The organism is Exiguobacterium sp. USCH10 (assembly GCF_037619445.1).
GTDB classification, from domain to species: Bacteria; Bacillota; Bacilli; order Exiguobacteriales; family Exiguobacteriaceae; genus Exiguobacterium; species Exiguobacterium aestuarii_A.
Window position 1 is genome coordinate 91,343 of record NZ_JAQPZO010000004.1, and the last position, 23,816, is coordinate 115,158.

Here is a 23,816-nt window from a genome sequence, read left to right on the forward strand (position 1 = left end):
CGTTTCTGGTAAAAAGATGTATATCTTCTTCAAGGTACTAAACTATGGTTGTCATCTAGGAAGCTCGGTCCATTTCTGAAGGTTGACACTTATCCAGTTCTTTCAAGATTGAACGATAGAAGAAGATTGCCAATATACCAAAGCAAATATAAGTGATGGCCATCCAACCAGGTGACACGACATCATAAGTCGAGACGCTGATTGCGCCGATGAGAAGCGCACCTCGGTAGCGGAAACCGTTCGCGGCCAAGTATTGACTGCGGAGGTGGTCTTCAATGAGTCGAGCTAGCATGGCTTGGTGGATGGGGACATATAGCAGTTCTCCAAACGTGAAACAAGCCGTTGCGAGCACTAACATTGAAAGATCATGTGAAACCGGTAAGATGGCGAATCCAAGACTGAACAGTGTGACACCCGTGTAAAGTAACGCATGTTCAGAGATAGATTTGGTCCAACGCATCAACACAAGACCGAGCAGTAACACGAGAATCGTATTCTCCGCTCGAAGCAGTCCGAGAATCTTCGTCCCATCTAGTGAGAAATGAAAGAACGGGACAGCGTGTAACGTTTCAGCAAAGTGAATCGCGAGATAATGCGTAAGCTGCAACTCTAATGACAACGTCAAAATCCCTGCGACGAGGTATTTCAAAAAGAGATGGTTCCTCATGACCGTCTGGTAACCTGTCCATACACCAGTGGTCTTATGTCCTTTACGCGGTAAAGGTTTATAGTTGTCTTCTAGTTTGAAGGAAATCAGGAATACACATCTGAATGAAAGAATGGCTGCCGATAATAACAAGTAGAAGAGATGTTGTTCGAAGAAAAAACCTCCGAGCAAACTACCGATGACGATGGACCCGTTCATCAGCCAGTAACTGAGTGTATACAAATATTTTCGCTGCTCGGGTCGGCTATCATCAATCAAGATGGCCTCGTTTGCAGGTGTGATGGCACTACTCAGAAGGTTACTGAAAAAGAAAAAGATAAATAATAAAATGGCATTGTCGATTATATGAGAACCTGCGATTGCCATTCCGATATAACACACGAATCGTAGCATTTCTCCGATGAAGAGCACGCGTTTTCTTCCATGTCGATCGGACAGAAGACCACCATAGAGGCTTGCGATGAATGAGACAATCATCGTCAGGATGATGAGCGGTCCAGTCTCGGTCGCACCGAATTGGCGAACGAAATAAATCGTCATAAAGGGAAATATGGCGGTTTGAGTCAGTTTTTGAAAGAAGTTTATGGCAAGTCGTATTTTTAAATTGGGATGAAGCGATTGAAACATGTGAGTCACCATCTTTTCATAAGGTCAGCGAAGTGGCCACTTGACTGTTATGAACAGTATGCGTGATTTGAAGTGATTCATCGTGCACTATATTGCTCGATTTTTGCGCAATAATCTGGAGGGGTATATGGAACAATTACTGACACTGCCTGACGTTGCCATACGTTATGTCTCCTCTAATGGGGATTGGATGACAGAGAGAGAAGAGAGCGTAGAAGACATCGTCTGGGTTCTCGTATTGGAGGGAAAGATTGGGATTGAGATGGATGCGTTCGAATATCGACTTCAAGATAGCGAATCGATTGTGGTTCAACCGAATCAGTCCTATCGACTATTTGCTGATTCAATTGAAACGACTTATGTTAGTTTTCGGTTTATTGCGAGTCGATTGAACGGGTTTGAAAACAGGGTCAATCCAATGTTTCCTTCCATAGCGGTCATGTCGATAAGAAAACTGTTAGGAGAGTGGTCAAGTCGAGGATTTTTAGAGATTGATATTACAGATGATGTGATGACGTTCATTCAAAGTCACCTCCTCCACACTTCTTTAGAGGATGAAGATATGCTTGCACCAGTTTTGCGTGTCATTCATGATTCTTATCATACAGAGCTTCGCATTGAGGAATTGAGTCGAATCGTTCATCAAAGTAAATATCAGTTCATACGGAGCTTTCGAGAGCGAATCGGTCAGACGCCGTATCAATACATCACGAGACAACGCCTGATTCATGCAAAGTCGCTCCTTCGCTATTCGGATCTTACGTTACTCGCAATCAGTCAAGAAGTCGGGTTCAACAGTTCGGCTCAACTGAACAAGCATTTCACGGAATGGGTAGGTTGCACCCCGGCTCGATTCCGTGAGAATAAAGGGCATCAGCTCAAACGTGATTAGAGAGCTTCAATCGATCTTGGATTTGGTGGGGGAGGGCGTTGAACGGTCCCTCGCAAAGTTGTACCGCATCAACATGATAAAACGTGCTCGTCTCCTCTATATTCATCATTTGATCACCCAAATCGTAAAGGAAAACGTGTTTATTCATCCCGAGAGCAATCCCGAGTTCGACGTGTGCGCCTTTGCCTCCAGGCAACAGGATGACAACGAAGTCCGCTGTTTGAATTCCAGAAACCTCTTCTTCGCCAATCGAGCGTAACGCATCAATTGAAGCGGCGCGTTCGTTTTGTGTCCAGTCATACGTATGCGTGTGACCGAGCGCAATCAGCTGATCACGGATGAACCGTACTTCTTCGATATTCGCAAAACTTGAACCGAGATAAAATCTCATAGGAAACCCTCCAATTCGTTATAAGTGATTCATCTGGTAAAGCGCTACGACATAAAACATGGTGATCAACAGACAACAGAGTACAAGGAAAAAAATCACGCTAATCAGGACGAATTTTATCAAAGAAAGTGGAACGTATGATTGAATCAAGCGCGTGATCGATATAGACGAGAGGACGAGTAAAATAATTGTGCCAACTAACCAAATATAGTCATACGCGATGTTTGGCATCTGCCAAAAGTAGACGATTGTTATGACGATTAGACTGAAAGCCATCACCAAATCTTTATGCTTTCGTGTCATCTGAAACCTCACGCTGATGTTCCAACTTCGACCTTACCTGTTCGGCATCCTCTGCATCAAACGTGCTGTACCACCTCACATGATCGAGGTCGATGATACGATAATGTCCGCTGATGATATTTTGCTGAAGAATGAAGTGGGGACCTGCCTCAATTGCGTGCCAAAAGACACGTCCGCCGAGCGTCTTTTCTTTCGGTTCATATGTGTTCGCGGTCGCAATCAGTTTGACGAACTCGACCGGGTCATCACCGATTAAATGGATGAGAATCTCACTCTCATTGAACAAGGCGCATAGCGTCACTACGGTCGACCAACTCGCTTCATTTCGCTCCTTCTCGATTTGAATGAGTGTTTTTTTGGATATACCAAGTAAATTCGCCATCTCATCCTGTGAATGCTGGGATTCAATACGAATCAATTTCATTTTTCGAGAGACCTGTCCAATAAATTCAGATTTTTGCATATGATTTTTTCCCTCCTATTCATAGAACTCAAAGTGACGCCGAGCTAATGAAGATCAGAATCCATGAGATGCCGAGAAACACGGTGAATAAGAGCAGGCAGACGACGATATAGCAGGAAATGTATTGCCAATATGTGAATCGTTTCGATTGATAAAAGTGATATGTAAAACTGAACGTCGCGATGCCGATGACTAAGAAAGCGACGATATCCCAGATAATTCCGACTTTTAAGAACGATGGAGTAAAATACGATGCAACAAGTGCAAGTACAACCGTCACCACTCCAGTAGAAATGGCAGCAGATGGTGTTGAAGTGTTTTCCAACATAATCACCTCCTAATATATTACAAGTGTAATTTTACACTAAAAGTAGACAAAGTCAATTTTCAATTCGTAAAAAAGCCCTTCTCAAGGAAGGACTCTATCAATCGTCATGCTTGTTCGTTAAATATGTCGTCAGTGGGTAAACACCGATACTTTGTAAGATCAGGGAGAGTAGAATGACGGCGAACGCGAGGGATATCATTTCGCTCAACCCGGCAATTTTCTCTGCCTCTAGCCAGAGGACGAGGGCAATCGACATCGTTCCTTTGATTCCAGACCATGTGAGTAACGAAGTCGCCGTTAAATCGTCTTTAAATTCCTTACGCCAGACGGGGACCGAATAGACGAGGCCGCCGACGACGATGAACCGGGTCACGATTGAAAGTAAGAATAAAAGAACTGCGAACGTCCAGAGAGATACAGACAAATAGCTGGTCGCTTCAATTCCAATCAATAAGAACAAGAGAGCGAGTAACATCGGAATGACGATGTCCCAGAAACCATCCAAGTGACGCTGGACCGATTCGTAATCCTCTTTTGTTCCGAGTTCGTGAGACAACATCATACCTGCTGTCACCGTTGCGAGTACACCAGATACTTCTAGCGCATCGGCGAGGTAGAAGGCACCATATGCAGTCACAATCGTCAACATGACAAGCTCATGCTTTTTAAAGCTGACAATCATCATTTTCTTAAGTAAAAATCCAGAAATGAAACCAATGCCGATTCCTCCGGCAGACACAATCAAAAATTCGGTCAAGAAATTGAAGGTGGAGAAACGCTCTCCTGTCGCGAACATACTGAGGAAGATCGTGAAGATGACGACACTCGTCCCATCGTTCACCATCGATTCACCTTCGACGACATCCGCAATCCGCTTTTCCCCTTTACTCCGCTTTAAAATCGCCGTCACGGAAACGGGGTCGGTCGGAATCAAGATGGACGCCAATAAGAAAGAGGCGGTCAGGCTGAGCGGGGTGAAGAACTCGCTGATCCAAAACGTGCCATACCCCATCAGGATGGCGGTCAAGACAAGACCAATCGTACTCAATATCGTGATGATCCCGATATTGTCTTTCAAATCTTTGTATTTGAACTGATAAGCCGATGTAAACAGAAGTGCTGGTAGGAACACCTCGAAGATCATATCTTTTGAAATGAATACCGAATCAAAAAAGGCGATATATGAAAGACCAATCCCGATTAGGACCAAGATGACCGGGACAGGGAAGTAATTTCGTTTGGAATCAATCAAATAAATGAGATAGCCAATCAGTAGCAATGTGATGATTTGTTGCGCGATCATGACGACGTCCTCCTCTACAATCAAGTTGCTATACACTATCTTCCCATTCAAGGTCTAATCAAACGAGAATTGTGGAATATAGGGGATAGTACATTCATTTCATAGAGGGAGGAATCGATGTGGGAAACCCGATTGGTGATTTGTCGTGGACGTTTTATTCAGAGTGTGAGGTGCCAAGTGATATCACAGAGTCATTTATCGACGGGGAGCGGGCCGTCGCTGCCTATAAGACTGTCCGTGACGTCGCCGTCTTTACGAACAAACGTCTGATTGTCCGTGATGCGCAAGGACTCACGGGGAAGAAGATAGAGGTGTACTCGCTTCCGTACGACTCAATCAATATGTACTCGACGGAGAATGCGGGAAGAATGTTCGACTTGAACTCAGAAGTCCAACTGTTCACGCGCGCCGGAACGATTAAGATCAATCTGAATAAAAAAGTGGATGTGCGTAAGTTCGACCGATTACTCGCAGAAGCAATTTTGTAAAACAGTGGACCGAGAGTTCTCGGTCTTTTCGTTTGGATTTTTCTGACAATCGCTTATCATACATGATACGATCATACATAATGTGTGACGGAGGTTACGATGCGATTTACAACCCGATTATTGATGATCATGCTCGGCGGTTTGTTGTTGGTGACTGGATTTATCCATCTGGCTCGTCTGTTTTGGGAATGGTTTCGCGACCCTACGGAGGGAGGGATTGTGCTCCTTTTTTCTGGAGAGGATGGTGAGAGCAGCGGTTTTTATGAAGGGAAGTCACGCAAGATGAGAGAGGACGATGAATTACAGTTCTTGAATATCGACTTTCTAGATTACACGTTCGGAGCAGATGGGACGGTGACGGAGTCAGGGAGTTCATACTGGTTATGGTTCTTTATTGGGGGTTTGATTGTTCTCCTGATTTTGATGCTCAGCATGATCCGGAAAAGAAAGCGTGTCGTCTCGACTATTGATTTCTCGAGTGACGCCGTAAAACGAAGAGGGAGAAAGACCAAAGCAAAAGAGTTTGTAGAATTTAAAGAGATTCAATGGACCGATAGCGCGATTCGGAATGCGCTCATCCAGTTCAACTTGGATTTACCGGTTTCATTAAAGCATCAATCGAATGAGACCGTTTTGGACTGGTTCAAACGGATCGGTGTTGAAGAGGTGGACCTCTCTCCTTATTGGAAATCGCGATATGTGGATAAAGGAGTGACTGATGAAGAATCTAGACAGTTTCGAGAGGCGTTACAGTTCATGCGATTGGAAGAGGATAAGGGATGATTGTGTATGAACGATGAAATAGAGGTGGTTGATTTCGATCTGCAGAAGTCAATGGGCTCCGCTCGTTTGGTAAAGTCCAATCATCGATTCTATATTAATTGGGATGAGCTGGTCATAGACCTTAGACGGCATGAATATGTCTCGGGTATTCGAATCATTGACGAGAGTCACTTGTTCATTTGGGCGTTTACGTTAGAAGGAGAACTGACCAATGCGTGGGTGCTGGATAAGCATGGACAGATCAATCATTCCTTTCATGCAGGAAACGCAATTGCAGCAGTTGTAATGAACGATACGGGAATCTGGATTGGATATGGGGACGAGGGCATCTTTGGAGATGGGATCTCTACCGAGGCACTCGTCTGTTTCTCAAAGGAGGGAAGCGTACGTTTTCGGTACAATCAAGAAGTGAGAAAGGCCCCAGTTCTTCATGATTGTGACGTGATGTGTGCGCCAACGAATGGAGTTTGGGTCATCTCTTCAATCGATGCTCGTCTCGTCCATGTCCAAATGAACGGACGGATTGACTCCTATCCGATGCCCCGTCATCTCCTTGACTGTTCGTCATTGATGATTGAAGACGGTGTTGCCTATGTCATGAAAGACGAGCAGGTGTATCGCTGGCCATTTGAGGATAGAAAGCGTGCCGAACTAGTCGAAAGTTAACGAAGATATTAAGTAGATTAAATGGGCAATCAATTGAATTCTTTATCGCATTGAGAGTCAGTGGATTTAGTCACAAAATTAAAGGTCAAAAAAGCTAGGGGTATTATTTCACATACCGAAATCATACTAAATATGTGTTTAAATCATGAACAGAAAATAATCCGCTCTCACTCAAGAATTGCTTTAACAGATGGATATGTCCTAAACCATAAAGTACAAAGATGCGATCATTTGATTCCCTTAGTGACATCAATTCCTTAAAAATCATTAAGTTACGAAAATACCAGTAGTGTGATACCCACCTAGTACCAGACACTTCAAGAGATGCAATCTCTAAATAGGCGCGATGCATAGATAATGTAATTGTAGGGTGATTGATTTCTTTATAATAGTCAGAAATCGTACGATTCTTAAATATTTTTTCGATATGATTCATGACATCTTGTTGGGATGATAATATTTGCTCCATTTCTTGCTTCTTATCTTGAATAATGGTTTCTAAACTGAATCCTTCATCCTCATTCCAATCGATTGGATATACGAAATCCAGATGAGATTGTTGTGCAAGTCGGAATGCAATTTGTTCACGTTCGTTAGCGGTTGCTAATTCCGGCTGCTGAATGATACGTTGTAATTGCTCATTTATGTATTCTTTCTTTGAAGTATTCATTTCTACACATACTTTAGTAGGTTCAAATTTTGCTAATTGATTCACGAATTGTTTAATTTCTAACTGACGTTTTTCGCTTAACACATCTGGCATGTCCGGCATAAATAAATCACCATTGTTTGGCATGTTTAGATGCGTTGTGCCAACGAGCAATATATCTGTTTTATTCATAGCAATTCTCCTAATCAATTTGATGTATAGTGTTAACTACGCTTATACTTCTTCTAGGTTTCATATCTTGTTACTTGATTTCAAAAGAACCAAGTCAATATTTCTCATGGACCTTCGAGTTCATCCTAGTTAACAAACTTGTTAAAAATCTACATAGAAATGAGGAATTCACATGATTCGTTTCGGCATCATTGGTACAAACTTCATCACAGACTGGTTTATCGAGACAATCCATCAGTTGGATGACGTAGAAGTGACGGCACTCTACTCGCGCACGGAATCACGTGTTAAAGAATACGCAGAAAATCACTCCATTGTACATACGTTCACGTCACTTGAAGAGATGGCTCAGAGTGATGTCATCGATGCCATCTATATTGCGAGCCCGAACTCACTTCACGCCGAACAGAGCATCTTGTTCATGCAGCATGGGAAACACGTCCTGTGTGAAAAACCGCTCGCCTCGAACGTCCAGGAAGTCACGCGTATGATTGAAGTCGCGAAGGAGAACCACGTCGTCTTACTTGAGGCATTACGTAATCTGTTCATGCCGAACTTTGAACAGGTTCAACAAGCGATGGAGCAAATCGCGCCAGTTCGCCGGGCCGTCTTCAATAAATCACAGTATTCTTCACGATACGATTTGTACAAAAAAGGGGAGAACCCCAACACGTTCAATCCTGATTTTTCGAACGGCTCGTTGATGGATCTCGGTGTCTATCTCCTCGGACCTGCTTTGAAACTGTTCGGTCAGCCGAATGAGATTCAGGCGAGCGGCGTTACGTTAGAATCTGGAGTGGACGGGAGTGGTACGGTCCTTCTCTCTTATGACGACCTTGATGTAGTTGTCATGCACTCAAAGATTCATGCGACATCGACGCCTTCTGAGATCATTGGGGAAAAGGGACGCATCATCATCGACGATATTGCGACGTGCGATGATGTCCGTCTGGAGTTACGGAATGGCACGTCAGAAATCATATCAGAAGCGCAGAATGCTCCGATGTCATATGAGGTCGAAGCGTTCGTCCGTGCAATCGAAGCTAGGAAATCAGAGACGGATGCGCATTCAGGAACTGATATGATTCGTCTTGCTGATGTGATGACAACGGTACGAAAACAAGTTGGTGTGGTTTATCCAGCAGACAAATAAGTACACAAATAAAACGGTCCTCGATGTCATGTGCACATCAAGGACCGTTCTCATTATTCTTTGTTCAAATAGAGATATCTCAGAAAGAGTCCCAAGACAATCGTCATGACGACAGCAGGGATGAGACCGATGAGCAGTAATGTATTCATACCGTTTCCTTCCTGATTGCTTCGAGACGTTCACGCATCTCATCAAAAGAATGGCTGTCCGTCAACATGCTGAGCTCTGCAGCGGCGAGTTCTTTCACCTGATTCGACCACTCTCGTTCAATCTCGATTTCAGCATTTCTGATCTCCTCGTTTGCCCGCTCGAGCTGTTTCTGATGAATGCTCTCGAGACGAGTGCGAATCATGTCACGGAGGAGTGCCGTCAATTCATCCTTCAGTTGCGTCCGACCATCCCCTTCGAAAAATTGACTCGCGTTCTTATAGCGCTTCAACACCGACTGATAAGGTGGTGTCTCGAGATGAATCGGTTCGACAGCCTCTCGAAGCCATGCCACGTCGAGTTCACGGTCGAATTCAAGCGTCGGTAGGATAGACGCTTGACGTTCGGTCAACCGTTCGACCAAGGCTACGAATTCGCGTTTAACGTATCGCTCTAACCGATATTGAAACACTTGGAGCTCTTGTTGGATGTCATAGGCGTATTTATCGAGTGTACGTCCAAGTGCACGCTCCAAGCTCTTCCTCGACCCGTCGACCTCGACCGGGTGGAACGTCTCTTTGACGAAGTCCGAGAGGCGGAGAAGCGAACGGGTCTCGAGGTGGGCGAGGAGTTCTTTCGCTTCCCGGTCAAATAGGTCGATGAGTGCTGATACATCGAGTGCCGGCGGGTTCTCGAGTACAGCAATCAATTGCTTACGACGTTGTTCTTTCAACGACTCGTCTTCTTCCGCTTCGTGTAAGACGCGATTGAAGGCGACGAGCAATGCTGTCGTCTCTTCTTGTATACGCATCGCGTTCGCGAGACGAAGGTCTTTGTCGACATAGCGTTCAAGCGTCGAGACGAACCGATCGAACCCCGCGTCATCCCCTTGCATGGCGTTTCGGCTTGAGATGGGGAGAACGGTCGGTCGTCGAACACCGAGCGCGGTCAACTGTTGCGAGACATAGCTTGTGACCGCATCCCGTTCTTCGTCATCTGTCGCAAGATCGGAGGCGTTCACGAGGAAGAACATCTCGTGGTCTCCGGTCCCTTGGACACGACCGAGCTGGATGACGAGCTCTCGGTCCGCTTCCGTGAACGCATGATTATAATACGTGACGAACAAGACAGCATCCGCGTCACGCATGTAACCGAATTGCACCTCGCTATGTCGGTTGAACTGCGAATCGGCACCTGGTGTGTCGACGAAGACGATGCCGCGTCGCGCCCACGGTGAGTCGAGGTACAGTTCAATCTCTTTCACGATACAGCTTTTCTCTTCTTGTGCGACGAACGCGCAGAACGTGTCATAGTCGACGGTCTCCATTTGCCCGAGATAATCGAGCGGTGCCGATTTAACAGCATTGACGAACGGGTGGTCGACATCGAGTGAGGCGAGGGAAGTCCCATAACCTTGTAACTCATCCTCAAGTTCATCTCGTGACTTGAAGGTGATTGTCGCTGTACGATTCGTCCGGCCGTTCGGCGGAACAATCTTCGTGATTGACGCCGTGAGCGGGTTCGGTGAGGTCGGTAACACCGTCTCGCCGAGAAGGGCATTGAGGGTCGAAGATTTTCCGGCTGAAAACGCACCGAATATGGCAAACGTATATTGTTCATGCTTCGCACGCTCGATTTTTTTACGAAGAGTCGTCACACGGGAGCGGAATAAAGGATGACTCTCTAATATTTCACATACCGCATTTTCATAAGAAAAATTAAAATCAAATAAATCATGATCATCTTCCAAAATCGACGTCGATGCAACCTCTGATTCAACAACATTCGACTGTTTTTCAGGGAGATACGTTGCATCGACATAGTTTCGAACGGCTAATTGATCTAACTGACCTGAATCAAGTTGCAACGCTTCATATTGACCGATAGCATCTAGACGGTTAAAAAGGCGTAAGCGTAATGCTTCATTATCGAGCGCTTCATACAATTCGTCTTCTTCAGCAGAAAATTGTTCCAAGCGCATGTCGACTTCAGCCTTCATATACATATCCGTCGAATGGACCCAAGGTTCCGAGACTTTCGTCACCCATGTCGCAAGGGCCGTCTCGATGTCACGACTGAACTGTAACACAGTATCACCACTGAGTGATGCGCCGGACTTCACTTGTTCAGTGATAAGTGAGCTCGGTGCAATCGGGAGGACATCACCTTTCGGTAGCAAGGTCTCTGGAAGTTTCAAATCCCGAATGATGTCTTCTGCATATTTCACGAGGTGCGGACGTAAATTCATATCAATCAAACGGTTGAACTCTTTTACGGCAACGTCTTCACGACGAGTGCGTTCTTGCTTCGTTTTCTCTTTCGAGAACAAAAGACCGACCTTGAAAGAAGGAGAACAACTTTCGAGATAGGAACGTAGCAATTCACGGAATTCATAGGTCATGATCGGTGCACTCTCGACAATTGGCGCTTGGTGTTTGAAGAATTCACGACGGAACGATGTCCACCATGCCCGTTTCTTCTCAAGGCGGTGCAGGCGAGATTGCATTTCCTTCGGACTCTTCTCATAGCTCGGTAATTGATCCAACGTCGATTGAATCGATGCTTCGTTGCGTCGGACCAACGTATTGATTAATGCATCTGCATGTTCGACTTGCTGCTGTCTCGATTCTTTGATGACATGTCGCACATACGAGCGCAAACGCTCGACTTCGTTATGGGGATGTTGTAATTCCCGAAGTGAAATGTAGAACGTGTCATTCGGAACGATGTCATGATGTCGGAACGCTTTCGTCAATGACGCCTTGAAGTCCACAAAGGAGAGTTCGTTCTCATCATGCTTATCGATTTGGTTGATGATGATGGAATAGGGGCGTCCTTCCCGGCTAAATTGTTTCATCAATCCGATGTTTTGTTCCGATTGGACATGGTTGTAATCCATCATAAAGAACAAATGATCGGCCAAGAAGAGCGATCGTTCCGTTGCTTGGCGATGTCGTTCATCCGTTGAATCAATCCCAGGAGTATCCATCAACACGACATGTTCATCAAATGGGAATCGGTCGATTGTATACTCGACTTCCTTGATTTCCTCCACTTTGCAATAGTCACTGATGTTTGATAGGGAAGAAGCGTCTAATGAAATCCAATCCGTATCATTGATCGCGACGGCTGCCGCTGATTTTCCACCCCGCAACGTGACGATATTGGCACTTGTCGGAATCGGACTTGTCGGAAGGAATCCATCTTCTAGCCAGTCATTGAGCAATGTCGACTTCCCGGCTGAGAAGTGACCACAGACGGCAATCCAAACTTCTTCATTCGTTACTTTTTGTAGGGCGGTGCGGGCGAGTCGTGTCGCGTCCGTCATCTCCTCTTGTTCAAACGTTAAAGCAAGCCGTGCTAATTGTTCTCGTTGTTCGTGCATGTTTCCCATCCCCTAATTATGATTCCGTCGTGATGCCGACACGATGTCCGACATATTCATCATTCGTTAAACAATCCAGCACCAACTCGGCGACATCGTCTCTCGAGATTGGACCTGATTGTTTCGTGCCTAACACTTCTTTTGAGACGATGATGTCTCCACTCGATGGTTCATTGATCAGTTGAGTCGGACAGATGACTGTGAACGCCAATCCGGAGTCTCGTAATAATTCATAGGCCCGTGCATGATCTTCTGCTGCGGTTGTCATCGAACGCTTCGATTCTTTCGTTTCAAAGCGATAGTTGTCGCTGTCATGCGCCTGCAAGATGCCGGCGGTCCCTACTGTGATGATGCGTGTTACATCAAATTGTTTCATCGCGTCAATCACGAGTGGTGTGAATGTAGACAATACGTTTTGTTTGTCCGTCCCTAAGGCCGAGATGACGACGTCTGCAGATTGTACCGTTTCTAGGACTGCTTCTTTGTCCGTCGCGTCTCCGATGATTTCGTTGACACCTTCCTTTGAATCCAACGAATGTCTCGTTAAAAGTTTGACGTCATGTCCTTGATTTAATAAACGCTCAAGTATCCGTTCCCCTGTACGGCCACTTCCGCCGAATAAAGCAATTGTTGACAAGTAAACCCCTCCCCATCAATATGAAAGAAATATCCAACGCCATCATAACACGGAAGCGTTCACAAAACTGCCTGAAATGGTTCGATTCTGCTTGAAAAGAATGTGGTACGTTTTAGAATTGAGGAAGAAGGCAAAAAATACATATGACAAGCGTAAGAGAGGAAGGCACCATCACATGAAATTTGGGGCTCGAACAATTAAGACCGGACTATCGGTCGCAATCGTTTTACTGATTGCCGAGGCGTTTCAGTTCCAACAGATCGTCGTCCCGGCACTCGCTGCGTCACTCGCGCTTCTCCCGTCTGTTTATCAGACTGGACTTCGCTTAATCGAAGAGATGAAAGGGAACTTGATTGGGGCACTGCTCTCCGTCGGATCTTTGTTGCTCACTCCTAATCCGACACCAATCGCCATCGGATTCGTCATCATCATCGCCATCTCCATCCTTTTGTTTTTAAATTTAGAGTCGACGACACGGACCGTCATCTTGACGACGATTCTCATCATGGAAGGGGCAAGTCAGTCGGACATGCCGGTTTGGGTGTTTGCGGGTGAACGTTACTTACTCATCATGATGGGGATTACCGTCGCATTGATTGTGAATGCGCTCTTGTTCCCGCCTCGGTATGAACGGAAACTGGAAGAACAGGTGACTGAGGTATTTCAAATGGTCGTCCGGATCGCACGATTGTTTGCGGAAACGGAAGGCGGTCGCTCATCCTTCGAATCCTTGCCTGAGACGAAGAAGTTGCATAGCGATTCAAAACAAACATATGCCTATTTTGAAGAAGAAATCAAAGCGAATCGTTGGCTCGAGAAGAAGACTCCCATCTTCCGTCGTGCTGTCCTAAAGTCTAAGATGATTGAGACGAACCGGGCCGCGCTCCATGTCATCGAGAAACTCGATCATGATTTCCATACGATTGAACAACTTCCTCCACAATTAAGCGATGAGTTGTATCGCCACATTCGGCATTTGTTGCGTCGACATGAGCGTCTGTTTTCAGCCTATGAGCTTGAGAATGAGCACCTCATCGACCGGGATGAGGATCTCATTCATGAGAACTTTGACTTTGCGAAGTTAATGATCGAGAGGATGCGAGAAGAAGAGGAAGAACTCATTCTCATTGTCGTGCCGCTCGTAGCGACGATGACCGACTGGGTCAAGGCAATGAATGAACTCGAACGCTACCTTGTGACGGAAATGAAGAAGCATGGAGATAACTTAAAAGTGGAACCACGTAAGAAGTGGTTTTTTGAGGATTAAGTAACGAGCAAGCCATCAAGAAAATTAAAACTTACATGTCATTCGGCCATGAGAGTACACAAAATCGTGTGTGCCTTCATGGTTTTTTTGTAGCGATATTTACTTGATTCTCAGGCGATTACTTAGGATAAATACCGACTATAAAACAATGGGTTTCTAACGATATATTTGGTAATAAACGTAAATCATGTTAGTCTGGAGAAATCATTGGCAATGTTGCTTTTATGACTTAACTTAAAAGGGGAAAAAACATGAAAAGGATTTTAGTAACACTCCTCCTAATGACCGCAATGATGATATCGTTGATTGGTTGTAACGCTACATCCTCCACAGAAGAAGTTGATCCTCGACCGGTGATCTCTTTTGATGCCGGAACCATTCTCGGGGATGCTCAGAATCACCAAATAAAAATGCTAATGTTATCAAGTTTACCGATGGATAACATTGACATAGCAGGGGCAGTCGAAGAGCTAGAGGGATTCAAAGCAGAAAATGATGTATATCTTGATAAACTGAATCGTTTAAAACATAAAGATGAGACTTCTGAAGACTATAAAATATTACTTATGGAATATCTTCAAGAAGAGAATGATTACATCGACAAAACGATTGAAGCCGTATACGCCAAAGAAATCTCTCGACCGAGTCGATTTTCACTAGAAACACTCTATGCGAGAGCGAACGAAAAAGTCGCAAGATTCCGCTACGATCCGAAGTAAAGATACTCTCCATAATTACACTCGAGAGAGATTACGAAATGACAAAGGAAACGAACCGATGAGAAGGTTCGTTTTTTCTGATTCATCCGAGGTACAATCATCTTACTCCACAAAAAATTGGAGCGGGGGGGATCTAAATGAACAAATGGTCGTTTGAGCAGGTTACAAAGTATTGGAACATCATAATCGAGGGCGATGAGTTTGTTGTAAACTACGGAAAAATTGGGACAATCGGAAAGGTACAAGTAAAATCTTTTGAATCCGATTCGGAATGTATGAAAGAAGCAGAAAAACTCATTCGTCAAAAGTTGAGAAAAGGATATGTTGAATGCCCTTTTGATTGGGACAACCATATGTATGTGGATGACCCGGAAGTTGGACCGAGTTTTCTGACCTCTCATCCGAAATATCAGGAATGTTTCAACGATGAATTCTATGTGGATTGTTCGGAAGAATATGCTCCGTTCGGGAATGATGCTGGAGCCGATGCATTGGTTATGTACGAAGAAGTGCTCCGAAAGGATAGAGAACTTTGTTATCTTTCATACGCTTACGCCTTAATTGAAAGTTGGATTGATCGAGACGTATACGGTCCAGAAGATTGGTCAACGTATGAATATGCCTATACATGTGATCAAGTCCTCGTCGCTGGTGCGTTTGCTTCCATAAAGATGACGGGAAAGCTGACAGGTAATTTGAAAATAACAGGATTAGCGGCCATCCATCGATTAAAACAAGCTTTCGAAATAGAGGATCTGTCTATGTTTGATAAGTTATATGAACGCTTGAGTACATTCCCGACCGAATCCTGAAACTTTTCGAGAAGAAACACGTATACAATAGAGACAGATACATATGAACGATAGGGGGATTCACCATGTCAGAAACAACACCGACACCAGAAGAAAGTGTCACACCACAACGAATCAGCGGAACACTTCCGATCGAGGCACGGGCGGTCTTTCGATTATCGAGTGCGATTTTTTATATCATCGGTCTCCTCATCACTGGAGCTCTCGTTGTCGCATCATACTGGTTCGACTGGCCGACTTGGCTACAGATTGGCTTTATCGTGCTGCTTGCCATCGATGTCGTCTATAGCTTGATTGATATCATCTGGTTCCAAAAGTGGAAACAGGAACGATTCACGTATGATGTCCAGCCGCTTGAGATCCGGATTCATCATGGAATCATCACGACACATGACGTACTCATCCCGATGACGAAGGTCCAATATGTTCATGCGGAACAAGGACCGCTTCTACGTAAATACGGGTTACAGACCATCACCATCGGAACAGCGGCCGGTTCTCACGAAATCTATGCGATTGAAGAGTCATTCGCGAAAACACTCCGTGAGCAGATTGCCATCTATGCACGTATTGAAGAGGAGGATGTCGTATGACCGAGACCGCGTTAACATGGCATCGACTCCCGAGTCGCGTTTTGGTGCTGCGTATTCTCGAAGTCATCAAGTCTTTCGCCATTCCAATCGTCTTACTCTTTGTGCTTAACAACGACTGGGAATCGACTTTCGGCATCATCATCCGAGTCGGCATCCTACTCTTTCTATTACTCGACATTGTCCAGAAGTTCTTTGGGTGGTTAAACTTCCGATATGCACTGGATGAAAAGACTGTCTATGTCATCGAAGGGAACTGGTTGAAAAAAGAAAAGTCGCTTCCACTCTATAAAATTCAAAGCGTTCATTCGAACAGTCCATTCCTCTATCGATTGCTTGGTGTCGTGGAATTGACGTTCGATACGAATGCCAACAGTGACGATGCATCATTCAAACTGGCTGGTGTCTTTCCGACCGAAGCCAAACGACTTGAAGAGATTCTCGAGCAAGTCCGTCATCGGAAACAGAATGCACAAACCGAAGACAATCCAGAAATGACAGATGCGACAACTGAACAGGCAGAATCTTTAACAAGCCGTCTGTTATATGCCTTATCCACGCGCGAAATCGTGTTGGCTTCTATCACGTCGCTCTCTGTCTTCGCCATCTTCCCGGTCGCTTCAACAATCATCTCTTCGATTGATGACTTCATCAATTTGGATGGGGCGTTCAACCAAGTAGAAGATTATGTCGTCCATGCGTCCATCATCGTCATCGGTCTTCTCGTCATCGGAGTGTTGATGCTGTCGGTCGTGATTGGCATGGTCATCAACTTCTTGAAATATGGGAACTTCCGACTCGAGCGAAGAGGGGAGCGCATTCGTGTCGAAAAAGGGTTATTGAACCGGAGTGCAAAAGAGATCCCCTATGAGAAGATTCAAGCGATTCGAATCAAAGAGACGTTCATCCGTCGCTGGTTCCACATCGTCGGAGTCGAACTCGTCGCAGCAGGAACGATGGATGAATTAAAGGACGAATCATCAACGATTCTTCCGTTTGTTCGACGTGACCGTGCGATGCGAGTACTCCGTGAACACTTCACGCACTTCACATGGTCGGATGAATTACATCGACTTCCAAAAAAAGCGTTAGGAATCAAACTCCTGCGAATTAGCTGGTTCGGCTTCATCTTATCAGGACTCGTGCTCTATTTCTTCCGAGATTATGCATGGTGGCTCCTTCTTTTATGGGCCATTATCATCGGGGGACGTGTGCTCAGTTACGTCACGACAAAATATGTCCGTACCAATCAATTCATTCAATTGCGGACGGGAGCTTTCAACGTCCGGTCGTTCTTGACGGACAAACCACGGATTGAACAGATTCAAGTGAAGCAATCGCTCTTGCAACGTCGATTCGGACTTTGTACGGTTCAGTTCTCAACTCGAGGAGGATTCTTGTCCGTCGAGACAATTGACGACATTCCGAAAGAAGAAGCGGACGCGATGCTCGTCTGGTTCTCTCGTTATAACGAAATGAATGAAAAACGCTCAGGATAAAGTTTCCTGAGCGTTTGAATTATTTGTGATTTTCGTATCAAATGATGTTTCTCTTACTGAAAATGCGGATAAAGTATGGTATGATGCAAGTAGAAAGAGACCGGTGCTGGACACACCGACCTCTGGCTTACAGGCTCCCACTTTAAGAGTGGTCCCAGCCGCCACAATGGTTAGTGAATCAGAAAGTGACCCATCTCATTGCGCCGAGGGGGTCATTTTTTTGTGCGTTCAGACGTTGCACGATCGGATGTTCGGTGAATCACCAAGTGAACGATGATTGGAGCGAGGATTGGGATCATGACATAATCTCCAACCCAGGTCCAAAGTTGTTCCATCCGCACCACCGCCTTCCTCCATTGTGGACTTGGCGGCTGACCCCACTATTGCTGCGTTAACCTGCCCTTTCATTATAACAGATTCGTTCGTAAAATGGCGTTAAAAATAAGAACAAACGTTCTTATTTTATAAAATGAATCTTTTGATGGAATCGGTCTCATATATGGGTCCAAAGAAGGAATTGAGTCGAATCGCTCTTGCTTGTTAGATGTCTGACAGGATATAATCAATCTCGTGTGTATACACGGGTGGGTGAGGGTGCCAATAAAGGATTGATTCCTATGGCAAAACAAACAGAATGGAAAACAGAAACATACGGGGGCGTGCTGAACTTTCTGGCGACAGCATACATCCCGGCCGTGCATGCGGCAATCTTGACACAAGCCGGACTCCCGTTCGAGGGGGCGCTCGTCGGAGCGATTTTGACAAGCATCATCGGGACGTTGATTGCGGGGTTCTTCAATCTTCCGCTACTCTTGTTACCGGGAATGGGGATTAACGCGCTCTTCACGTACACGCTCGTCTTACAGATGGGGTTGAGCTGGCAAAGCGCGCTCGCCGTCTCGTTCGTCTCAGGTGTACTCGTCGTACTATTGACGGTCACCAAGGTGGCGAGGAAATTGGCGAATGCCTTTCCACCAATCATTCATGACGGATTGACGGTCGGTCTCGGGCTCTTCCTCATTTTGATCGGTCTTGAGGCGGCAGGAATTGTCTCAGGTGGGGGCGGGGCATTGCTCCACATCGGTGACCTCGGAGAGCGTAACGTCCAGGTGGCCTTTTTATCACTCTTCGTCGCCATCTTACTGTTCTTGAAGATGGGACCGAGCAGCTTCCTTTGGACGATCGGTTTCGGTGTTGGTCTCAGCGCCTTGATGGGAACGCTGGAGTGGACGGGAAGCTTCTCGTTGTCACCGTTCTTCGAGTCGTTCGGCACGGTATTTGGGAACATCTCGTTCGCAGAATCTGCTTCTCCGCTCTTCTTAGCCGCGGTGTGTGTACTGACGCTCGTCTTGTTGATTGAAAATATCAGCTTGATTCAGAATCAGACACGTGCAATCGACAAAGAAAAGGATGCGCCAAAAGGTCTCATTGCACAAGGTCTGTCGACGATGGCCGGGGCCATGTTCGGGTCAAGCCCGACCGTCTCGACGGTCGAAGTGGCTGCCGGCATATCGGTCGGTGCACGAGGTGGAATTGCTTCATTCGTCACATCTGGATTGTACGTGGTATCGCTCTTATTGCTACCGTTCTTTGCAATCATTCCTGTGACGGCGATCGCTCCGGTGTTGATCATCATCGGGATGATGATGTTCCAGAACGTGAAGCATCTGCCGCTCGATAACTGGGAACATGCCTTCCCGGCGATTCTCGTCATCATCATGATCCCGTTCACGTATTCCATCGTCGATGGGATCGGACTCGGGTTCATCGCGTACACGATGATTGTCTTGTTCAAAAAGGGCTACCGGTCACTCAGTCCGGTCGTCGGTGTCTTGACCGTATTGTTCTTAGTTTTCTTCTCATTACCAGTCTGGTTATAGAGATACGCACGGCATCGTTCAGGAAGAACGGTGCCGTTTTTTGATTTGAAAAGACTCGTTCGTGCTATAATCGCAGTAATTTAAAGCGAACGTGGAGGGGATTGGATGCAAGTTATTCAAGAATTCGCATCGTACACAGAATGGCTCAAGACGTTAGAAAAGCTGAGTGAATCTGATTGGAACAAACAGAGCGACTCGGAGAAGTGGTCCATAAAGCAAATCGTCTTACATATCGCCCATTGGGACAATCATCTGTTGAATGTCATCATCCCATCGGTGAAGAACGGCGAAGGGATGATATTCCCTGACTTTGACTCGTTCAACGCGCGGGCGACGAAAAGGACCGAGAAGTTGACAGGTGAGACCGTACTAAAGGAATCCATCAATAGTCGGCGAACACTCGTCACGATGCTTGACTCCTTAAGCGAAGAAGCGCTGACTTATAAAACGACAGCGAATGGCGTCTCACATGATCCGCATCAAGGTGTCCCATATTCACTATATGTGATTGTCAGAGAATTCATCGAGCATGACCGGCACCATATGAAGCAAGTCGAGTCCATCCTGAAATGAGACATCGGAAAGTGCGTGGTCTGAAACGAAAGTTAAGTCGTCTTCAGCGTAATATGCAAGAAAATCATCGTGATTTTTCAACTGAGTTTCATAATGGTTATTGGAATACCAAGATTCCGGTTGGATAAACCTTTTTATTGGATATTCAACATAATGCCCGAATCAAACAGGCAATCATCCATATTCTACTCGATGAAGCAAAACGACTAGTAGAGTTGCGTGTGGATGAGCGAGTGCGAGTTGCCGTGCTGCTAGATTTTCCTACACTCTGGAACTCTGAGCTTCTCGTGTTTGAAGATGAAGAGGAGTTACAAACGTTTATGCGGCGTGATTCATCCCATCAAAAATGGATCCCGATTTCTCATAAAAAAACGTTTATGAACAAATGGGACATTCGTAGTGACCAGGAGATTCGCGTGTATGGATTTGAAGAATTGTTGTTCGACGAAGAAGATGAAGGTAGAGAATTGTAGATGCTCGTTCAATGAACGGGCATTTTTCTTATGTCTAAAAATAACTGAATATTCCGTAAAAGTTCATGGTATAATCCATTTAATCCTATTTCCAAAAAAAGGATTTAGACTATGAGAGGAGCCGTCACATCAGATGAAAACAATCAAACCGAATATACATAAGCGGAAACACCGATGAAACAAGCCAAAACGATTTTTGTGTCAGGGATTCTATTCTCCTTACTACTTGTCGCCCTCATCTCCTATTCCGGTCAACTGGGATACCGCTACTACCAATCATTAGACATCTCAGGGAGCGACATCACGAGTTGGGTCACGGACTGTCATGACAAACGAAAGTTTTTAGGGATTTTCGAAGTGACGGATGTCGATTTTTGGTGTGGGGACGCGCCATATGAAGAACCAGAAGGAAATGGTCCAGACGGAGCGATGATTGACTCAGAAGAGGATTCAGGTAGTACACCGAAAGAGCGGATCAATGACCAATCCCCTTCTTACGGAAACCCCTCAGGAGAAGAGACGAGCAGCGTCTCCTACCTCCCATACATGATAACCGGACTGTTTATCTTGCTCGGAGGGTGGCTCTGGAAAAAACGACGCCCCTCGAAGAAACAAAGCGAGGAGGGAGAGTTAGATATCGAGGATCACTCGCTAGTGACTTCTGACAACGCGTCGATGCAGATAAACCGAACGGTTAATCCATTACCAGCATCGACTATCCGAAAGCAGTTGATTCAATTCGAAGCAGCGTTACCTCCATATAAACGTCGTCGCCCAACTGAGACGTTGTCGACTTGGGCGAAACGAATCGAACTCGATGCATCCCTACTTACCTATTTAGAGACACGTTATGATGATGGAAACATCTCACCACAACGTGAGAGAGCGTTCACCCAACAACTTGATGAATACCTACTACGCACACAAAAGGAGTCGAACTCATGACCATCCGACACGTATTGGACCAATTAGACCGCATTTACCTCGGTAAACCGGAAATCACAAAATTATGTTGCACAGCCCTTTTGGCGAACGGCCATATCTTGCTAGAGGATGTGCCCGGGACGGGGAAGACGTTACTCGCGAAAAGCATCGCCAAAAGCTTTGAGGCAGACTTCGCCCGAATTCAGTTCACAGCCGACCTGCTGCCTTCTGACATCATCGGTTCAGACTTCTTCAATATGCAGACCCAGACGTTCGAGAACCGTACCGGTCCCATCTTCACAAACATCTTGTTAATCGATGAAGTGAACCGCGCCGTTCCGAGAACGCAATCCGCCTTGCTTGAAGCGATGGAAGAACGCCAAGTCTCCATCGGCGGCGTCACCTATCAACTACCGAAACCATTCTTCGTCATCGCGACGCAAAACCCGATCGAGTCTGCGGGAACGTTCGCCCTACCAGACGCCCAACTCGACCGCTTCCTCATGTCTCTTCAAGTTGGGTATCCTGGGGCAGACGAAGAGCGGAACTTGATTCTGCAGACGATTTCAAAGACGAGACAGACAGTGCATGCCTTGATGACGAATGAAGCTTTTTTAGAAGCACAAGAAGAAGTCGAGAATATCCGGATTCATGAAGATGTCGTCACGTATTTGCTTGCACTCATCCACGAGACGAGACAACACCCGTTAGTCGAAGTCGGGGCGAGCCCACGGGCGACACTTGCGCTCGTCAAAGCCTCACAAGCTTATGCGTACTTGAACGACCGTCAGTTCGTCACGCCTGAAGACGTCCAAGCCGTTGCGCCACACGTTCTCTCACACCGATTGACCCTCACCCTTGAAGGGGACATCAAATCGACGAAGCGACAAGTGCTAGCGGACGTACTCGAGTCCGTAACTGTCCCAGTCGAAAAGGTGTAACGATGCGACAGGTCGAAATCAGTACACCGTCCATCCTTCAGGACCAACTTTGGCCGGCTTATGTCAGTCTCGGTCTCCTCACCATGTGGATGCCTTATGTATGGCCCATCGCTTATGTATGCGGAGCATTATTAATCGTCATGTTCATCCGGAAACGACTCATTCGAACACTTTCAAACGAAGTCTCATTTTCCATCCGGCAGAAAGAAGATCTCTTGTTCATCGACGATGAGACATCATGTATCGTCCGTATCGATGGGTATGAGCGAATCATTGCCCTTGGCGTTCCGCTATTGATTCGACTAGAGGGTAATGAACGGATGGTATTCGAGGACGGGGCACAGGCATACGACACAAGGATCGAACAGGACATACATCATGTGAGCGTCTCGGCTGTGAAGCGTGGACCTGCTTCGATTCATACGTGTGTGATGCGTGTCACGTTACCGTTTTATTTAGGTACTCTTTTTTTCACGGATGAGGAGATGGATACGCCCTCATGGATTGTGTTACCTACCATCACGAAGTCACCAATCACCGAATCTCGCATGATTCGGATGGGTGACCGTATCGTCAAGCACTCTCCGTTGAACGATCCGTTGATGATTCAAAGTGCAAAACGATATGAGAAGGAACCCGCCAAACAGATCGACTGGGTCGCCACTTCAAAGGTCGGTCATGTACAGGCAAAAGTGTTCGAACGACAAAATCTCGACACGTTCACGATTTCCCTTGATTTGAGCGGTCCGCTCGGGAACGGGCTCCATGCGCACTATGAAGACTTGATTCAACAGACGGCCTATTTGGTTTCTTACTTGATCAAAGAAGACTGTAAAGTGGAGCTGTTAATCAACCGACTCGACAAAAACAATCAAGTCGACCGTGTTACACTGGGAGAAGGAAGAAAACAATTACGGCTCATTCTCGTCCGACTAGCGATGATTCATGAATCGAACGCGTTTGTTGCGTCATCACGTTTCACTTCATATGTCAGTCGTCACAAACAGCCGCACGCCGAATTGATTCACATCAATCACGCGATGCTGCTGAAATCTTCAGGTTGA

The 23,816-nt window shown here is 45.8% G+C and carries 25 protein-coding genes; 16 read left to right on the top strand and 9 right to left on the bottom strand.

What is annotated here, in order from left to right; translation table 11 throughout:
* Nucleotides 1–55: 55 nt before the first annotated feature.
* A complete protein-coding gene (locus PQI28_RS08730; protein ID WP_339963025.1) occupies nucleotides 56–1,294 on the bottom strand; it encodes an MFS transporter in 1,239 nt (412 codons plus the stop codon).
* A gap of 127 nt (nucleotides 1,295–1,421) precedes the next feature.
* On the opposite strand from PQI28_RS08730, the gene PQI28_RS08735 reads away from it, so the two are divergent.
* Nucleotides 1,422–2,186 carry an AraC family transcriptional regulator gene (locus PQI28_RS08735; protein WP_339963026.1) on the top strand — a complete coding sequence of 255 codons (765 nt, stop codon included), beginning with the start codon at nucleotides 1,422–1,424 and terminating at the stop codon, nucleotides 2,184–2,186.
* On the opposite strand, the gene PQI28_RS08740 is transcribed toward PQI28_RS08735, so the two are convergent.
* The 4 genes from PQI28_RS08740 to PQI28_RS08755 form a co-directional block, all read right to left on the bottom strand.
* On the bottom strand, nucleotides 2,173–2,577 hold the full coding sequence (locus PQI28_RS08740) for a nucleoside 2-deoxyribosyltransferase (RefSeq protein ID WP_339963027.1): 405 nt from the start codon (nucleotides 2,575–2,577) through the stop codon (nucleotides 2,173–2,175). The genes PQI28_RS08735 and PQI28_RS08740 overlap by 14 nt on opposite strands.
* 286 nt (nucleotides 2,578–2,863) lie before the next feature.
* Nucleotides 2,864–3,343, bottom strand: a complete 480-nt coding sequence (locus PQI28_RS08745; RefSeq protein ID WP_339963028.1) for a helix-turn-helix transcriptional regulator — start codon at nucleotides 3,341–3,343, stop codon at nucleotides 2,864–2,866.
* Nucleotides 3,344–3,371: 28 nt separating this feature from the next.
* Entirely contained in the window at nucleotides 3,372–3,668 is a 297-nt protein-coding gene (locus PQI28_RS08750; RefSeq protein ID WP_274665159.1) for a hypothetical protein, read from the bottom strand.
* Between the two features lie 100 nt (nucleotides 3,669–3,768).
* Complete coding sequence (locus tag PQI28_RS08755) at nucleotides 3,769–4,974, bottom strand: cation:proton antiporter (protein WP_339963029.1); 1,206 nt, start codon at nucleotides 4,972–4,974, stop codon at nucleotides 3,769–3,771.
* A gap of 119 nt (nucleotides 4,975–5,093) precedes the next feature.
* On the opposite strand from PQI28_RS08755, the gene PQI28_RS08760 reads away from it, so the two are divergent.
* The 3 genes from PQI28_RS08760 (at nucleotide 5,094) to PQI28_RS08770 (ending at nucleotide 6,911) form a co-directional block, all read left to right on the top strand.
* Nucleotides 5,094–5,462 (top strand): PH domain-containing protein, encoded by a 369-nt coding sequence (locus tag PQI28_RS08760; protein WP_031423744.1) that lies wholly within the window; start codon nucleotides 5,094–5,096, stop codon nucleotides 5,460–5,462.
* 99 nt (nucleotides 5,463–5,561) lie between these two features.
* Entirely contained in the window at nucleotides 5,562–6,245 is a 684-nt protein-coding gene (locus tag PQI28_RS08765) for a hypothetical protein (RefSeq protein WP_339963031.1), read from the top strand.
* A 6-nt stretch (nucleotides 6,246–6,251) separates the two neighbouring features.
* On the top strand, nucleotides 6,252–6,911 hold the full coding sequence (locus PQI28_RS08770) for a hypothetical protein (protein WP_339963032.1): 660 nt from the start codon (nucleotides 6,252–6,254) through the stop codon (nucleotides 6,909–6,911).
* 121 nt (nucleotides 6,912–7,032) lie between these two features.
* Here PQI28_RS08770 and PQI28_RS08775 read toward each other — a convergent pair whose 3' ends face one another.
* The gene (locus PQI28_RS08775; RefSeq protein ID WP_339963033.1) at nucleotides 7,033–7,752 is read right to left on the bottom strand and encodes a DUF5694 domain-containing protein; all 720 of its coding nucleotides are present in this window, start codon (nucleotides 7,750–7,752) and stop codon (nucleotides 7,033–7,035) included.
* 172 nt (nucleotides 7,753–7,924) lie between these two features.
* Here PQI28_RS08775 and PQI28_RS08780 point away from each other — a divergent pair, with 172 nt between their 5' ends.
* A complete protein-coding gene (locus PQI28_RS08780; protein WP_339963034.1) occupies nucleotides 7,925–8,905 on the top strand; it encodes a Gfo/Idh/MocA family protein in 981 nt (326 codons plus the stop codon).
* A gap of 145 nt (nucleotides 8,906–9,050) precedes the next feature.
* On the opposite strand, the gene PQI28_RS08785 is transcribed toward PQI28_RS08780, so the two are convergent.
* Entirely contained in the window at nucleotides 9,051–12,437 is a 3,387-nt protein-coding gene (locus PQI28_RS08785) for a dynamin family protein (RefSeq protein ID WP_339963035.1), read from the bottom strand.
* A 16-nt stretch (nucleotides 12,438–12,453) separates the two neighbouring features.
* The gene (locus tag PQI28_RS08790; protein ID WP_214783050.1) at nucleotides 12,454–13,074 is read right to left on the bottom strand and encodes an NAD(P)-dependent oxidoreductase; all 621 of its coding nucleotides are present in this window, start codon (nucleotides 13,072–13,074) and stop codon (nucleotides 12,454–12,456) included.
* Between the two features lie 175 nt (nucleotides 13,075–13,249).
* Here PQI28_RS08790 and PQI28_RS08795 point away from each other — a divergent pair, with 175 nt between their 5' ends.
* The 5 genes from PQI28_RS08795 to PQI28_RS08815 all read left to right on the top strand — a co-directional run bounded on the left by PQI28_RS08795 (nucleotide 13,250) and on the right by PQI28_RS08815 (nucleotide 17,961).
* Entirely contained in the window at nucleotides 13,250–14,341 is a 1,092-nt protein-coding gene (locus PQI28_RS08795; RefSeq protein ID WP_214692333.1) for an FUSC family protein, read from the top strand.
* Between the two features lie 251 nt (nucleotides 14,342–14,592).
* Nucleotides 14,593–15,060: a hypothetical protein gene (locus tag PQI28_RS08800; RefSeq protein WP_339963037.1), complete on the top strand. Its 468-nt coding sequence runs from the start codon at nucleotides 14,593–14,595 to the stop codon at nucleotides 15,058–15,060.
* A gap of 137 nt (nucleotides 15,061–15,197) precedes the next feature.
* Nucleotides 15,198–15,872: a WGR domain-containing protein gene (locus tag PQI28_RS08805; RefSeq protein ID WP_339963038.1), complete on the top strand. Its 675-nt coding sequence runs from the start codon at nucleotides 15,198–15,200 to the stop codon at nucleotides 15,870–15,872.
* Nucleotides 15,873–15,937: 65 nt separating this feature from the next.
* Nucleotides 15,938–16,465, top strand: coding sequence for a PH domain-containing protein (locus PQI28_RS08810; RefSeq protein ID WP_339963039.1), 528 nt, complete (start codon nucleotides 15,938–15,940; stop codon nucleotides 16,463–16,465).
* Nucleotides 16,462–17,961, top strand: coding sequence for a PH domain-containing protein (locus PQI28_RS08815; protein ID WP_339963040.1), 1,500 nt, complete (start codon nucleotides 16,462–16,464; stop codon nucleotides 17,959–17,961). Before PQI28_RS08810 ends, PQI28_RS08815 begins: the two co-directional genes overlap by 4 nt.
* Nucleotides 17,962–18,173: 212 nt before the next feature.
* Here the strand turns inward: PQI28_RS08815 and PQI28_RS08820 are convergent, their stop codons facing one another.
* Complete coding sequence (locus PQI28_RS08820; RefSeq protein WP_255349577.1) at nucleotides 18,174–18,296, bottom strand: hypothetical protein; 123 nt, start codon at nucleotides 18,294–18,296, stop codon at nucleotides 18,174–18,176.
* A 282-nt stretch (nucleotides 18,297–18,578) separates the two neighbouring features.
* On the opposite strand from PQI28_RS08820, the gene PQI28_RS08825 reads away from it, so the two are divergent.
* The 6 genes from PQI28_RS08825 to PQI28_RS08850 all read left to right on the top strand — a co-directional run bounded on the left by PQI28_RS08825 (nucleotide 18,579) and on the right by PQI28_RS08850 (nucleotide 23,816).
* On the top strand, nucleotides 18,579–19,841 hold the full coding sequence (locus PQI28_RS08825) for an NCS2 family permease (RefSeq protein ID WP_339963041.1): 1,263 nt from the start codon (nucleotides 18,579–18,581) through the stop codon (nucleotides 19,839–19,841).
* A 105-nt stretch (nucleotides 19,842–19,946) separates the two neighbouring features.
* On the top strand, nucleotides 19,947–20,414 hold the full coding sequence (locus PQI28_RS08830) for a DinB family protein (protein ID WP_339963042.1): 468 nt from the start codon (nucleotides 19,947–19,949) through the stop codon (nucleotides 20,412–20,414).
* Between the two features lie 137 nt (nucleotides 20,415–20,551).
* Nucleotides 20,552–20,887 (top strand): DUF3916 domain-containing protein, encoded by a 336-nt coding sequence (locus tag PQI28_RS08835; protein WP_339963043.1) that lies wholly within the window; start codon nucleotides 20,552–20,554, stop codon nucleotides 20,885–20,887.
* A 174-nt stretch (nucleotides 20,888–21,061) separates the two neighbouring features.
* Nucleotides 21,062–21,832, top strand: a complete 771-nt coding sequence (locus PQI28_RS08840; protein ID WP_339963044.1) for a hypothetical protein — start codon at nucleotides 21,062–21,064, stop codon at nucleotides 21,830–21,832.
* Nucleotides 21,829–22,752 (top strand): AAA family ATPase, encoded by a 924-nt coding sequence (locus PQI28_RS08845; RefSeq protein WP_339963045.1) that lies wholly within the window; start codon nucleotides 21,829–21,831, stop codon nucleotides 22,750–22,752. Before PQI28_RS08840 ends, PQI28_RS08845 begins: the two co-directional genes overlap by 4 nt.
* Nucleotides 22,753–22,754: 2 nt before the next feature.
* Nucleotides 22,755–23,816: a DUF58 domain-containing protein gene (locus PQI28_RS08850; protein WP_339963046.1), complete on the top strand. Its 1,062-nt coding sequence runs from the start codon at nucleotides 22,755–22,757 to the stop codon at nucleotides 23,814–23,816.

Coding starts and splice junctions, on each gene's coding strand:
- PQI28_RS08730 (WP_339963025.1), bottom strand. CDS start 1,294: ATGTTTCAATCGCTTCATCCCAATTTAAAAATACGACTTGCCATAAAC.
- PQI28_RS08735 (WP_339963026.1), top strand. CDS start 1,422: ATGGAACAATTACTGACACTGCCTGACGTTGCCATACGTTATGTCTCC.
- PQI28_RS08740 (WP_339963027.1), bottom strand. CDS start 2,577: ATGAGATTTTATCTCGGTTCAAGTTTTGCGAATATCGAAGAAGTACGG.
- PQI28_RS08745 (WP_339963028.1), bottom strand. CDS start 3,343: ATGCAAAAATCTGAATTTATTGGACAGGTCTCTCGAAAAATGAAATTG.
- PQI28_RS08755 (WP_339963029.1), bottom strand. CDS start 4,974: ATGATCGCGCAACAAATCATCACATTGCTACTGATTGGCTATCTCATT.
- PQI28_RS08765 (WP_339963031.1), top strand. CDS start 5,562: ATGCGATTTACAACCCGATTATTGATGATCATGCTCGGCGGTTTGTTG.
- PQI28_RS08770 (WP_339963032.1), top strand. CDS start 6,252: ATGAACGATGAAATAGAGGTGGTTGATTTCGATCTGCAGAAGTCAATG.
- PQI28_RS08775 (WP_339963033.1), bottom strand. CDS start 7,752: ATGAATAAAACAGATATATTGCTCGTTGGCACAACGCATCTAAACATG.
- PQI28_RS08780 (WP_339963034.1), top strand. CDS start 7,925: ATGATTCGTTTCGGCATCATTGGTACAAACTTCATCACAGACTGGTTT.
- PQI28_RS08785 (WP_339963035.1), bottom strand. CDS start 12,437: ATGCACGAACAACGAGAACAATTAGCACGGCTTGCTTTAACGTTTGAA.
- PQI28_RS08795 (WP_214692333.1), top strand. CDS start 13,250: ATGAAATTTGGGGCTCGAACAATTAAGACCGGACTATCGGTCGCAATC.
- PQI28_RS08800 (WP_339963037.1), top strand. CDS start 14,593: ATGAAAAGGATTTTAGTAACACTCCTCCTAATGACCGCAATGATGATA.
- PQI28_RS08805 (WP_339963038.1), top strand. CDS start 15,198: ATGAACAAATGGTCGTTTGAGCAGGTTACAAAGTATTGGAACATCATA.
- PQI28_RS08810 (WP_339963039.1), top strand. CDS start 15,938: ATGTCAGAAACAACACCGACACCAGAAGAAAGTGTCACACCACAACGA.
- PQI28_RS08815 (WP_339963040.1), top strand. CDS start 16,462: ATGACCGAGACCGCGTTAACATGGCATCGACTCCCGAGTCGCGTTTTG.
- PQI28_RS08820 (WP_255349577.1), bottom strand. CDS start 18,296: ATGGAACAACTTTGGACCTGGGTTGGAGATTATGTCATGATCCCAATC.
- PQI28_RS08825 (WP_339963041.1), top strand. CDS start 18,579: ATGGCAAAACAAACAGAATGGAAAACAGAAACATACGGGGGCGTGCTG.
- PQI28_RS08830 (WP_339963042.1), top strand. CDS start 19,947: ATGCAAGTTATTCAAGAATTCGCATCGTACACAGAATGGCTCAAGACG.
- PQI28_RS08840 (WP_339963044.1), top strand. CDS start 21,062: ATGAAACAAGCCAAAACGATTTTTGTGTCAGGGATTCTATTCTCCTTA.
- PQI28_RS08845 (WP_339963045.1), top strand. CDS start 21,829: ATGACCATCCGACACGTATTGGACCAATTAGACCGCATTTACCTCGGT.
- PQI28_RS08850 (WP_339963046.1), top strand. CDS start 22,755: ATGCGACAGGTCGAAATCAGTACACCGTCCATCCTTCAGGACCAACTT.